12 protein-coding genes and 2 pseudogenes are annotated in these 11069 nt (G+C 64.2%); 10 read left to right on the plus strand and 4 right to left on the minus strand.

Annotated features, from left to right (window positions below; translation table 11 throughout):
* Window positions 1-144, minus strand: a pseudogene (locus CA951_RS41550) (acetyl-CoA C-acyltransferase); the annotation flags it as partial.
* 777 nt (window positions 145-921) lie between these two features.
* Between CA951_RS41550 and CA951_RS41560 the strand changes: the two are divergent.
* From CA951_RS41560 to CA951_RS41600, 9 genes are all read left to right on the plus strand, one after another.
* Window positions 922-1956: a porin PorA family protein gene (locus CA951_RS41560; RefSeq protein ID WP_087562393.1), complete on the plus strand. Its 1035-nt coding sequence runs from the start codon at window positions 922-924 to the stop codon at window positions 1954-1956.
* Window positions 1957-2075: 119 nt separating this feature from the next.
* On the plus strand, window positions 2076-2270 hold the full coding sequence (locus CA951_RS41565) for a ferredoxin (RefSeq protein WP_087562394.1): 195 nt from the start codon (window positions 2076-2078) through the stop codon (window positions 2268-2270).
* 96 nt (window positions 2271-2366) lie between these two features.
* Window positions 2367-2777, plus strand: a complete 411-nt coding sequence (locus CA951_RS41570) for an SCP2 sterol-binding domain-containing protein (protein ID WP_087562395.1) — start codon at window positions 2367-2369, stop codon at window positions 2775-2777.
* Window positions 2778-2942: 165 nt separating this feature from the next.
* Window positions 2943-3398 (plus strand): hypothetical protein, encoded by a 456-nt coding sequence (locus tag CA951_RS41575; protein ID WP_087562396.1) that lies wholly within the window; start codon window positions 2943-2945, stop codon window positions 3396-3398.
* Entirely contained in the window at window positions 3395-3985 is a 591-nt protein-coding gene (locus CA951_RS41580) for a hypothetical protein (RefSeq protein ID WP_087562397.1), read from the plus strand. Before CA951_RS41575 ends, CA951_RS41580 begins: the two co-directional genes overlap by 4 nt.
* A gap of 9 nt (window positions 3986-3994) precedes the next feature.
* Window positions 3995-4528, plus strand: coding sequence for a hypothetical protein (locus CA951_RS41585; protein ID WP_087562398.1), 534 nt, complete (start codon window positions 3995-3997; stop codon window positions 4526-4528).
* A 50-nt stretch (window positions 4529-4578) separates the two neighbouring features.
* Window positions 4579-5280 (plus strand): hypothetical protein, encoded by a 702-nt coding sequence (locus tag CA951_RS41590; protein WP_087562399.1) that lies wholly within the window; start codon window positions 4579-4581, stop codon window positions 5278-5280.
* Entirely contained in the window at window positions 5277-5936 is a 660-nt protein-coding gene (locus CA951_RS41595; protein WP_087562400.1) for a hypothetical protein, read from the plus strand. The genes CA951_RS41590 and CA951_RS41595 overlap by 4 nt, the downstream gene beginning before the upstream one ends.
* 35 nt (window positions 5937-5971) lie before the next feature.
* Entirely contained in the window at window positions 5972-6496 is a 525-nt protein-coding gene (locus CA951_RS41600) for a hypothetical protein (RefSeq protein WP_087562401.1), read from the plus strand.
* A gap of 308 nt (window positions 6497-6804) precedes the next feature.
* On the opposite strand, the gene CA951_RS41605 is transcribed toward CA951_RS41600, so the two are convergent.
* The 3 genes from CA951_RS41605 to CA951_RS41615 all read right to left on the minus strand — a co-directional run bounded on the left by CA951_RS41605 (window position 6805) and on the right by CA951_RS41615 (window position 10436).
* A complete protein-coding gene (locus CA951_RS41605; RefSeq protein ID WP_087562402.1) occupies window positions 6805-8274 on the minus strand; it encodes an aldehyde dehydrogenase in 1470 nt (489 codons plus the stop codon).
* A gap of 243 nt (window positions 8275-8517) precedes the next feature.
* Window positions 8518-9561 carry a 4-hydroxy-2-oxovalerate aldolase gene (gene dmpG / locus CA951_RS41610; protein ID WP_087562403.1) on the minus strand — a complete coding sequence of 348 codons (1044 nt, stop codon included), beginning with the start codon at window positions 9559-9561 and terminating at the stop codon, window positions 8518-8520.
* Window positions 9558-10436, minus strand: coding sequence for an acetaldehyde dehydrogenase (acetylating) (locus CA951_RS41615; protein WP_087562404.1), 879 nt, complete (start codon window positions 10434-10436; stop codon window positions 9558-9560). Before CA951_RS41615 ends, dmpG begins: the two co-directional genes overlap by 4 nt.
* 495 nt (window positions 10437-10931) lie before the next feature.
* Here CA951_RS41615 and CA951_RS44780 point away from each other — a divergent pair.
* Window positions 10932-11069 (plus strand): annotated as a pseudogene (locus CA951_RS44780) (catechol 2,3-dioxygenase); the annotation flags it as partial.

An 11069-nucleotide genomic window follows, 5' to 3' on the forward strand; every position in this document is an offset into this window, starting at 1 on the left:
GCCCGGCACCCCGGCACGGTCCAGCGCGGCCTTCGCGGCGGTCGCACCCAGTTCATGGGCGGGCACGTCCTTGAACGCGCCCCCGAAGCTGCCGATCGGGGTCCTCGCGCCGTCGACTATGACGATCGGTTCAGGAGAATTCATGAAAAGCCTTCTTTATCAGCAGTTTTGATCGTGCAGCGGTCGATTGCCACCGCTTTGTGTAGGCCCGTGTCAGAGACCGGGAGTGGTCGTCACCTGGGGCGGTACCGTTTGGCGCTCAGCGAGATGCAGCCAAAGCTTGCGCCGGGTTTCAAGGGGTATCCGCGAAGGGTGATCATCGAGGATCCGCGCGAGCTGCTGTCCGTACCGCTCACGTGTCATGCCGAATCGGGTGAGCAGTTCCTCGGATGGTGGCGTGCCGTATGGCAGCCACCGGCAGGCGAACTCGATGATCGCGGAGTCAAAGCTGTCCATCACACGATTCCGTACCTTCCCAGATCGGAGCACTGTGGGTCTTGCCGCACTCAGTGTGTGGGGTTGTGTGTCGGAACGGCGCCGGCTCCAGGATGTCGGGAAGAATTCGGCAGTACCGTGGTGATTGTCCCGGACCGCTGGATTGATATCACAGAGGCGCTGGTTAACCCGGCGGATTGGTCTGTGCGCGCAGTCACAAGCAACCGGTTGTTGTGTCCAGCATCACGGCATCGTCGCTCGGCTTCAGTTCGATTGATCAGGATACGCGGATAGCCCTGGACCGACGTGGTGGCATCTGGGCAGTGTTCCGCGGTGACCACAGTGAGGTTGCCCGGCGAACCGATAGATGGCGATCCGCGCACCGCCTCGACGATCGACACGGCCACGCAAGTGTCGGTCCATTAGCGAGGCGGGCGACAAGGGGCAGATCCTCACCCACCGATCAAGTAGACGAAGGACCGGTCGATGCTTGTCAGACGCTCTTCGAAAATCCTTGTGGCAGTCGGCGTGCTGTTCATCGCTCTGGCCGCCCTCCTGCGGTTCGTGCTAGTGCCCTCGCTGTCAAAGTTGCCGGGAGACCTTGACGTCAACCCGGTATACGAGGGGACCGGCACGCTGCTCAACGCTCAGGCGCTCCAAGCAGGCGATATCGCCAACGTGATCGCATCCGATGTCCCGGTGACAATCGATCGGCACATCTACGTCTCGAGCACCGACGGCGACACCGCGCTCGCTCACGATGACATCACCCTCGCGGCACCCGGACTCTCGGTGCCGTCCAACCACACCTACGCCATCGACCGCAAGACGATGGATGCGGCGGACGGCGCGCGCGGGGAGGGAGTTGAACCCCACAGCGGGATGACCATCGCTCTTCCACTGCACCCGAACCCGTCAGCGAACTACCAGTACTACGATTCGGCAACGAGAACGACGGTTCCGATGACCTACGTCGACCCGGGTACCGTCTCCGGACGCGACGTACTCAATTACACGGTGGAAGCCAAGGGGACCCTGCGCGATCCCGCGATCGTGGCGACATTGCCTCCCGCGCTGCCCAAGTCGCTCGTCGGATCGCTGGCTCCGCTCCTTCCGGCGGACGTGCAGCAAAGTCTCGGTGGGGCTCTCGGGCAGCTCGCCGATCCAGTGCCGTTCACGTACACCGCGGTCACCCGAATCGACCTCGCTGCAGATCAGGTCCTCGGCTCTCCCATCGACGCGAAGCTGAACCAGCAGATCATCGCGAATGTCGAGATCGACGGCCAGTTGGTGCCCGTCATGCCCGTCCTCGCCATCGACACCGCTCTCAACGACCAGTCGATCAGCGACGCCGCTGCTGCGGCCAAGTCCCAGAGCATGCAGTTGAACCTGATCAGTGTGGTCGTGCCAATCGCTCTCCTGATCCTCGGCGTTCTCGCACTGCTCGTCGGCATCCTTCGGGGCCGCCGGCGCGGAGTCGCCCAGTCTTCGGCGCCGCGGGAAAACGTGTCGGTTCGATAGCCGAGCAGCGGATCCGAAACCTGTCGTCGCTCCGACATGAAGGCAGCTTTGCTGACCTGGATCTATCCATCGCTTGGGGTAGCCGCTGAGCCCCGGTTCGCAGGAAGGGAGACAGACCCATGGAGATCGTCGTGGACTATGAAGGATGCGAAGGGCACGGCGAATGTGTCATCGCCGCCCCCGAGGTCTTCGACCTCAACGACGATGGCGACGAGGTGATTGTCTTGGATGACGCTCCGGCCGAGAGTCTTCGTCCCAAGGTTGAAACGGCCGTCAAACTGTGCCCGGTCGCGGCGCTACGGCTTGCTGACTGATCCCTCCGGCTCTACATCTCATGGTCGGGAACTGCGATGAGCAATCACCGACCCACACCTTTCACGTAACACCCATCAGAGAGAAAGCAGAGAACAATGCCCGCATTCACCGACCCCACCGACCTGCGGAATTTCGTCGGAGGCATTTTCGAGAAGGCGTACCTGGACGAGAAGCTCGGCCCGAAGCTCACCGCCACCGGCGCCGTTCTCCTCGTCGCGTGCCACGACCCCGAATGTGAGGTCGTGCTCGATATGCCCAACAACAAGGTCTATTCGAGTGTCGCCGAAGGCGGAGTCGAGCCCAACGCCACCCTGCGAATGAGCTCCGACACCGCAAACAAATTCTGGCAGGGCAAGGTCAACATGACGCTGGCTCTCACCAAGGGCACCGTCAAAGCCGAAGGTCAGATCATGAAGGTGCTCAAGCTCGTGCCCAGCACCAAGTTCCTGTTCCCGATCTACATCCAGGACCTCAAGGACGCCGGACGCGAGGATCTCATCGCCTGACCCGTCACCGGGACCAATCCCGACGCCCGATCCACGATGGGGCCGGTACCTCCACCGGCCCCATCCTGGTGTCCAAACCGAACCCGACCGATCCGTCGATAGTCCCTCCAGCGTCGCGCGACGCTACGCCGAACGATTCCTCCCCAGCATCGAAAGGCCGACCTTGTGACCACCCTCGAACACACCAAGTACCCGGTGTCTCTGTACGACGGAGCCGACGCCAACAGCATCGCAGGATTCATCGGCACCTACCTTGGTGAAAACCTCGAAGAACACCCCTCGCGTATCAAGCTGGCACACAAGCTCACCCACTCCGTCACGATCATCAGCACGGACACCGACAGCGCCTGCACGATCGTGTGCGGGGACGAAGAAGCAGTCGTCTACAACGGCATGGTCGGGCAACCGCCGGTGGTGTTGATCACCACAGACAACCACATCCACACCATCGCACAGCTGCCGACGAAGGCGGGCGGGCTCGTCCCGTTCGGACTGCTGACAAATCGCGGGATGAAGTTGCTCGGTGCACTAGTGACGCGCCGACTCGTCGTCAAGGGTCTGTTCACCGATACCGCGACGGTGCTACGCCTGATCGCCCTACTCTCGGTGAGCGATTCATGACGGTGATCTCTCATACGGAACGCGCCGTGGGCGAACCGGATCCGCGACGCGCCTCCACGACAACAAAGGTGATGCGCGGTGTCGTCCTTCTCGCTCTGATCCCGTTAGGCATCTTCTATCTCGGGCCTCGCGTCTACGACCTGACCGCCACACCCTATCGGCTCGACCAGGCCGTCGTGTCTGCCAACAACTACAACCCCGCGCTTGCCGAACTCGTCGAACACGAGAAAGTCACCCTGTCCGCATTCGCAGCCCTCGACAAGATGAAGGCGGCCCTGGCCAGCGTCCAAGAAACGGATGCCACAGTGGCGGCGGAACTGAATACCCTGATCGGCCAGATCAGCGGAGATGTACAGAGCACACTCGACCAGGCAGGCGCGAACGTCGACGATCTCGTGGTGTCCCTGGACGCTTTGACTGCGCACATCAACTCGCTGCAGCCTCCGGTCGACGGTGCGACAACGGCGCTGGCCGGCAACCGCGCAACACTGGCATCGATCCTCGACGACGCACGCTCGACGGCCGAGAAGGTCCACAGCGCCCGGGTCTCGGCGGAAGAATCCGCGAACGATCTGTCAGGAAAGTAGGGAATTGTTGTGATCTTCTTCGGACGCCGCGGTGGACCCGCACGGATGGTCCTGGCGATCGTCGCGGTCGGTGTTCTGGGACTGTTGACATTCGTCGTCTACAACCTCAATCATCGCCTCGACAATCAGCAGCAAGTCAACGTGACCAGCATCGGTGTCTCTGAGGACATCGTCGACGTCAATGACAAACTCACCGGACAGTTGCAGCAGTTGACCGAACTCACGCACACTGCACAAACGGCGCTGGATTCGACAGTCGCGCTGGGTCCCCTCCTGGTCAAACTCGACGAGGCCATCACGCCCGCCGCGGCGATGCTCGCGCAGGGAACAACAGGTGCGCAGATGACCAACGAACAATTGCAGAATATCCAGTCCATACTCGGCGAGGTCCAGAACACGGTGCTGCCCTTGGTGGAGTCCGCCGACAGCTTCGGTGCTCAAGGCCGACAGCTGCTGGCCATCGTGCAGGGACTGGTCAGTGATCTAGAGGGATCGGTCGCGGCGGCACAAACGATCAACCAGATGCTGCCCCTACCCGGATAGTCCGTCAGATCCACTGAACTGCGCAACCCACCCTCCCGACTGGACGTGATATGAAGCAGGGCAACACTTTATCTCCCTCCTCCCTCTCACGCCGTGGCCTGACCGGCTGTCGGCGTTTCGACATCCCGACTTCGGACTTGCCCTACCGGAAGAGCGCGCCGACCATGACATCGGACGTGCCCGATACGGCGCCGCGGACTCGGTACGCCACTATCACCGAATGGTGCGGCCGCGCCGCCGCCGTGATCGCAGTCGTTCTCTTCGCAATGGTGTTGCTGACCATCCACAAGGGGCTTCTCGTTCAAGACAGTGCGCGCACCGTGGTCGACAACTTCCGCGTGACCAACGAATTCTTCGCCCAACGGGCGGACCTCACCGCTCCCGCCACCGCGCGCCGACAGCTCGATGAACTCAACGGCGTCCTGGCACAGTTGAACTCCGCAGCCGCTACGGACGTCGACCATCTCGCCGCGCTGCTGCCCAACGCGCAGGCCCTCGTCGCCGCAGGTCAAGGTGATACCCAGATCGCAGGCGAACTCGAGTCGGTGGCAACCACCCTCCAAGGGTCGGCCGCATCCCTGCACCAGATCTCCGCGGATGCGAACACCACGGTCACCGCGGTCAACGATGAACTCACTCGGGCACTGGATCTGACGAACCAACTCAATGCAGAACTGACGCGTACGACCAACAAACTCGCACTCGTGCCCGCTTCCGACGCGCTCATCCCCGCACCAGAAGGAATCCGATGATCTCCAAGAAGGCATGGTCCCTGGTCGTCCTGGTACTCGGAGTCGTGCCAGCCGTCGTCCTGTGTGCGCTGAACGGCTTCTTCCCGTCGCTACGCGATGTCAGCGACCCGCTGGGACGGCCCTCGGCATTGAGCCTCGAACTCATCGACTCAGCGGGCCAATTCGACAGTCTGTCCGCTCTCTTACTCCCCAAGCACGCTCAATTGGCAACCGACATCCAGACCCTCACCCCGCTCGCCAACGACCTCGAGGGCCTCACCACCAAGGCGGGCGAGCTGTCCGGCCTCGCGAAGACTGTCAACGCCTCCACCTCATCGGTCGGAGCCACCGCATTGCCGCTACCCGACCTGGTGGCCTCGGTGACCAGCCGCGCCGACCAAGCCAGCCCAACCGTGGCTGGTCTGTCCACCGCGGTCGGTTCGGTAACGACACAGTTGGAGGGCATCAACCAGGGGCTGACCACGGTCGGCGGATCGCTCGGAGAACTCGGCCCGAAAGCCTCGGCGATCGCCACCACACTGTCGGTCATCCGCGAGGAAGCCGCCCACGTCCAGGAGTTCGGTCCCCTTCTCGCGGTGGTCGGCCCACCGGTCAACGAACTGAACTTGCCGCCGCTGGGTGTTGCACCCGCACCGGCTTCCACGCCACCGGCGTGACGGCACCCCAATCTCCTCGAAAGGCGGAATCCCTGATGCTTCGGCTCTCTTGGGCAATTGCATTCGCATTCACCATCGCAGTACTTGCCGGCATCCTCGTCGTCACCCGCGATCTGAGCATCTCGAACGACATCTTCAAGGACGGGGTGGCACAGGCGAAGATCGTCGACAACACCACCGATCAAGCACTGGACGGAGCGCAGCAACTACCGCCCGCCAACACGGCGATCAACAACAGCCTCCCGCATGTGGTCGGGATCCTGGACTCGCTGACCAGGGCAGACCAGACTCTTGGTTCGCTCGGGGATCAACTGGCCGCGCTCGGTGATGCACTGCAGGCGGCGGACCCGCCGCTCGTGGGCATCATCGGAGCCGGACAGGCGGCAACGGACCAGGCCAATGCGGCCGCGGCGCCGGCCGCGACGATCGTCACCACGCTCGGTGAAGCAGACGCGAAAGTGAAGGCACTCGGACCACTACTCGACCAATCCCTCGCACTCGGGCAAACGATCGACTCCAAACTCCGAGTGTCTCTGCTGCTGCCGAAAGTGGGGAACTGAGCGGCACAAGTCACCAAGAACAACGGGTGCACCAGGGCACCGGCGGTTAACCACACCGTCGGTGCCTTTTCAGTCGTGTGCGGGCCCTGCAACCGAGCAGATCGGTGAGGAGCCTGGCCCGTCATGGAGTCGGTCTCGGTCCGGAAATGGTCGACGGACTGGCAGTCAAGGCTGCCTGACGGCCAGGGCCGTGCCGTGTCGCCCTGGCATCGTGCTCAGGACCTGAACCCGGCCGGATGCCCGGACCTGCACAAACCGAATCGTCCGGTGCAGCATCAGCCGCACCGGACGATTCGAGGTGGCGAAGACTACCCGCGCAGGCGGATCGTCACAGCGCGCGGTTCGGTGAAGAACTCGCGTGAGTACTGGCCGCCCTCACGGCCGAGTCCGCTGCTGCCTTCGCCGCCGAACGGCAGTCGGAGGTCGCGTTCGAAGAAGGTGTTGATCCAGACGGTGCCGGCCTTCCACTGCGCCGCCATTCGATGAGCCCGGTTGAGGTTCTCGGTGAACAGCATCCCGGCCAGCCCGTAGGGCGAGTCGTTAGCGATCCGCAGTGCCTCATCCTCGGTGTCGAATCCGAGAACCGTTTCGACGGGACCGAAGATCTCCTCGCGCGCAGTGCGCGAGTCGTTGGTGAGCCCGGTGATCACTGTCGGCGGATAGTAGAAACCGTTCGCTCGGGCGTCGTCGGTAAGCCGGGACCCGCCGGTGAGGATCTTGCCACCCTCCTCCTGTGCCAGTTCGACGTAACCGTGCACCTTCTCGAGGTGCTTCTGCTCGATGAGCGGACCGACGAAATTGGCAGGGTCCTTCGGGTCACCGACGGTCAGCGTGCGGGCCTCCTCGGTGAACCGCTCGAGAAACTCGTCCATGATCGAGTTCTGCACCAGCAGCCGCGAACCCGACAGGCACACTTGGCCGTTGCCCCCGAAGATCGCACGGATCGACTTGGGAACGGCGATGTCGAGGTCAGCGTCGGCGAAGACGATGTTCGCGGACTTGCCGCCCATCTCCGCCGAAACCGGGGTGTGGTTCACGGCGGCGGCCTGGAGAATCTTGACCCCGGTGGCACTCGAGCCGGTGAACGTGATCCGGTCGACCCTCGGATCTGATGTGAGAGGTCCGGCGACGGCCTCGCCGCCGAATCCGTGTACCACGTTCAGAACACCCTCGGGCAACCCGGCCTCGAGGGCGAGTTCCGCGAACCGATTGGCGGTCAAGGGAGTCTGCGGTGACGGCTTGAGGACGGCGGTGTTCCCGAACGCCAACGCAGGGGCGATCTTCCACGTCGCCAGCATCAGCGGCGCGTTCCAGGGGCTGATCGCCGACACGACTCCGGCTGGCGGGTACAGCACGTAGGAGAGCAACTCTCCATCCGGGTAGGCCTCGTTGGCGGCCATCGACACGTAGTCGGCGAAGAACCGCAGATTGTGCGCGACGCGGGGAATCTCGGCGTGCAGCGACTGATTGATGCTCTTGCCGCCATCCCGGGTCTCGAGGTGGGCCAGCTCCTCACGGTGGCTGTCGACCTTGTCCGCGACCGCGTGCAGGATCTTCGCCCGCTCCTTCGGCGACATCCGCGGCCACGGGCCTTCGTCGAACGCCTTCCGAGCCGCGGTGATGGCTTCAGTGCCATCGGCCGCCGTGCCCCGGGCAACGGTGCCGAGCAGAGAGTCATCGTGCGGGTCACGCGTTTCAAACGTCGCGCCGTCCGACGCGGAACGCCAATCGCCACCAATGAGGTGCTTGACGTCGGAAATTTCCGGTACTGCGGTCATGTGCTCTCCTGTTAATTCAGGCTGGAATGCAGGGCCTCCCGGGCCTGATGTGAAAACGCGACAAAGCGCGGCATGCCATTGACGGTGTCTGTGACTCACGACACTACGAGCCGAGGTCCGGGCGCACCATGGCTTCACACGCACATCGGGTGGTCGCGAGGCGCACGGCACGAACACCGCGGAAAATGGGTGGGATGGAGGGACGCACCGACAGCGTGTTGTCCGGAGCGTCCCTCCACTCGGTCAGGACCCAGCCAAGACCGGGGTCTCGTAGGTGCGGCCGGCAAGTTCGGAGGCGACGTCGATGATCATGTCCTCCTGGCCGCCGATGACGCCGCGGCGACCAAGCTCCATCAGGATCTCGCGCGCGGGGACGCCGAACTTCTTCGCGGCCCGCTTGGTGGGGTGGAAGAAGGTGGAGTACACCCCGGCATAGCCGAGGATCAGGGCGGTCTCGTCGACGATCTGCGGTTCCTTCATCAGCGGCGCGACGACGTGCTCGGCGGTGTCGATGAGCGGGAACAGGTCCACCCCCGTGTCCCAGCCGGCGCGTTCGAAGGCGGCGGCCAGGACCTCGGTCTGGGCGTTGCCCGCGCTGGCGCCGAGACCGCGCAGGGACCCGTCGATGAAGGTGGCCCCGTTCTCGGCGGCGGTGAGCGCATTGGCGATGCCGACACCGAGGTTGTTGTGGGCGTGGAACCCGATGTGCGCGGTGATCGCCTGCCGCAGGGCAGCGACCCGATCTCCGGCGTGCCGGGGCACCATGGCACCGGCGGAGTCGACGACGTAGACGACGTCGGCGCCGTAGGAGTCGAGTTTCGCGGCCTGTTCGGCGAGCGGTTCGGCCTCGAGTTTGTGGCTCATCATCAGGAACGTCATCACCGTCAGGCCCTGCTCCTTGGCCCATTCGACGGGCTGCTGCCCGCAATCGGCCTCGGTGCAGTGCACCGCGACACGGACGGTCTTGATGCCGGCGTCGATGGCCTTCTGCAGCTCGGCCAGCGTCGCGATGCCGGGGACGTAGAGGGCGGCGATGTCGGCGTTGTCGACGGCGTCGACGGCGGCGCGCACATAGTCGGGGTCGGTGGCGGCGGCGAACCCGTACTGGATCGAGGAGGCCCCGAGGCCGATGCCGTGCGCGACCTCGATGGTCGAGACCCCGGCGCGGTCGAGGCCGCGGGCGATGTCGGCGACGTTCTGCGGGGTGAACTGGTGCGAGACCGAGGACATGCCGTCGCGCAGCGTGGTGTCGACGATCGTGATCTTCTTCTGGGTTGGGGTGTTCACTGTGCTGCTCCCTGGACGAGGTTCTGGCGGGCCATGACGTCGGCGACCTGGACGGCGGCGGCGGTGATGATGTCGAGGTTGCCGGCGTAGGTGGGCAGGAAATCGCCCGCGCCGACGACCTCGAGCATCACGGTGACCAGGTCGCCGTCGACGTCGACCAGTCGCAACGAGTAGCCCGGGACGTACTGCTGCACCTTGGCGACCATGTCGATCACGGCGCGCTCGATGGCGGCCGGGTCGGGGTTGCGGACCTTGGCGTAGACGGTGTCGCGCATGTTCATCGGCGGTTCGGCCGGGTTGATCACCGAGATGGCCTTGGCGCGGTCGGCGCCGGCGACCTGGGCGAGGGCCTTGCCGGTCTTTTCGCTGAATTCGCTGAGGTTCTGGCGGGTGCCCGGCCCGGCGCTGTGCGAGGCGATGGCGGCGACGATCTCGCCGTAGGAGGCGTCGGCGACCTCGTTGATGGCGTAGAGGATCGGGATGGTGGCCTGGCCGGCGCAGCTGACCATGTTCACGTTGGGGGCGCTCAGGTGGGCGTCGAGGTTGACCGCGGGGACGACGTAGGGCCCGATGGAGGCGGGGGTGAGGTCGATGGCGGTGATCCCGGCCTCGGCGTAGCGCGGTGCGGCGGCGGCGTGGATCTTCGCGGAGGTGGCCTCGAAGACGATGTCGGGCAGTTCCGGCTGGGCGAGCAGCCAGTCCACCCCGCCGGCGGAGGCTTCGAGGCCTTCCTGCCGGGCCCGGGCCAAACCTTCGCTGCCGGGGTCGATACCGACCATGTACCGGGGTTCGATGTGCTCGGACCGCAGCAGCTTGTACATCAGATCCGTACCGATGTTCCCGGAGCCGACGATCGCGGCGCTCTTGCGACTCATTGTGTGCCTCTCGCTCATATCTGCCTGTACGGACAGAACCTGGTGCGTCTAGATCGGTGGTGAGTACTCGCATGTGGTCTGCGCTGGAATCGCGCTCGTGCCTCACCGAAGTCCTTTCGAGGGAACCACTGCCGGTGGGAATGGAGCGGTGATGGTCGGGATAACCGAACAGCACCCCTTTCTGGGCCGCCCCGATCCCGATTAATCGGAGATCGGACCTAGATAGGCTGGTCACGGCTGCGGAGGTGATGCACGGCGAGCGACGTCGGGGCGGCTCGCGGTGCGCCTGAAGGCAAAAGGATGTGCGCCTGAAGCCATGGCTCGACGCCTCTCCGGCTCGTAGTGTTCTAGGCCACAGGCAGTCACAACCGCGACAGCGGTCACCGCCGGTTTCAAGGGTCTGGACGTATTCCCGCCCGAGTCCCGTATCCACCACAAACGTCGCCGGCGCATGCGGCCCACCGCGGTCATGGCGGCGCGATAAAGGAGAACGACATGAGTGACTCTCGGTTCGAGATTTCCCATCTCGCCCGTGCCGAACTGCTGAGCCCCAAGCCGCAGGAGACGGTGGACTTCTTCACCAAGTTCCTCGGCATGTACATCACCCACACCGAGGGGCAGTCGGTCTACCTG

Source organism: Rhodococcus sp. NCIMB 12038, assembly GCF_002165735.1.
In the GTDB taxonomy this organism is placed as follows: domain Bacteria; phylum Actinomycetota; class Actinomycetes; order Mycobacteriales; family Mycobacteriaceae; genus Rhodococcus_F.

Bases quoted from the DNA above. Each gene is read 5' to 3' on its own strand.
- CA951_RS41595 (WP_087562400.1), top strand. From the start codon at position 5,277: ATGATCTCCAAGAAGGCATGGTCCCTGGTCGTCCTGGTACTCGGAGTC.
- CA951_RS41580 (WP_087562397.1), top strand. From the start codon at position 3,395: ATGACGGTGATCTCTCATACGGAACGCGCCGTGGGCGAACCGGATCCG.
- CA951_RS41560 (WP_087562393.1), top strand. From the start codon at position 922: ATGCTTGTCAGACGCTCTTCGAAAATCCTTGTGGCAGTCGGCGTGCTG.
- CA951_RS41615 (WP_087562404.1), bottom strand. From the start codon at position 10,436: ATGAGTCGCAAGAGCGCCGCGATCGTCGGCTCCGGGAACATCGGTACG.
- CA951_RS41565 (WP_087562394.1), top strand. From the start codon at position 2,076: ATGGAGATCGTCGTGGACTATGAAGGATGCGAAGGGCACGGCGAATGT.
- CA951_RS41570 (WP_087562395.1), top strand. From the start codon at position 2,367: ATGCCCGCATTCACCGACCCCACCGACCTGCGGAATTTCGTCGGAGGC.
- CA951_RS41605 (WP_087562402.1), bottom strand. From the start codon at position 8,274: ATGACCGCAGTACCGGAAATTTCCGACGTCAAGCACCTCATTGGTGGC.
- CA951_RS41590 (WP_087562399.1), top strand. From the start codon at position 4,579: ATGAAGCAGGGCAACACTTTATCTCCCTCCTCCCTCTCACGCCGTGGC.
- CA951_RS41600 (WP_087562401.1), top strand. From the start codon at position 5,972: ATGCTTCGGCTCTCTTGGGCAATTGCATTCGCATTCACCATCGCAGTA.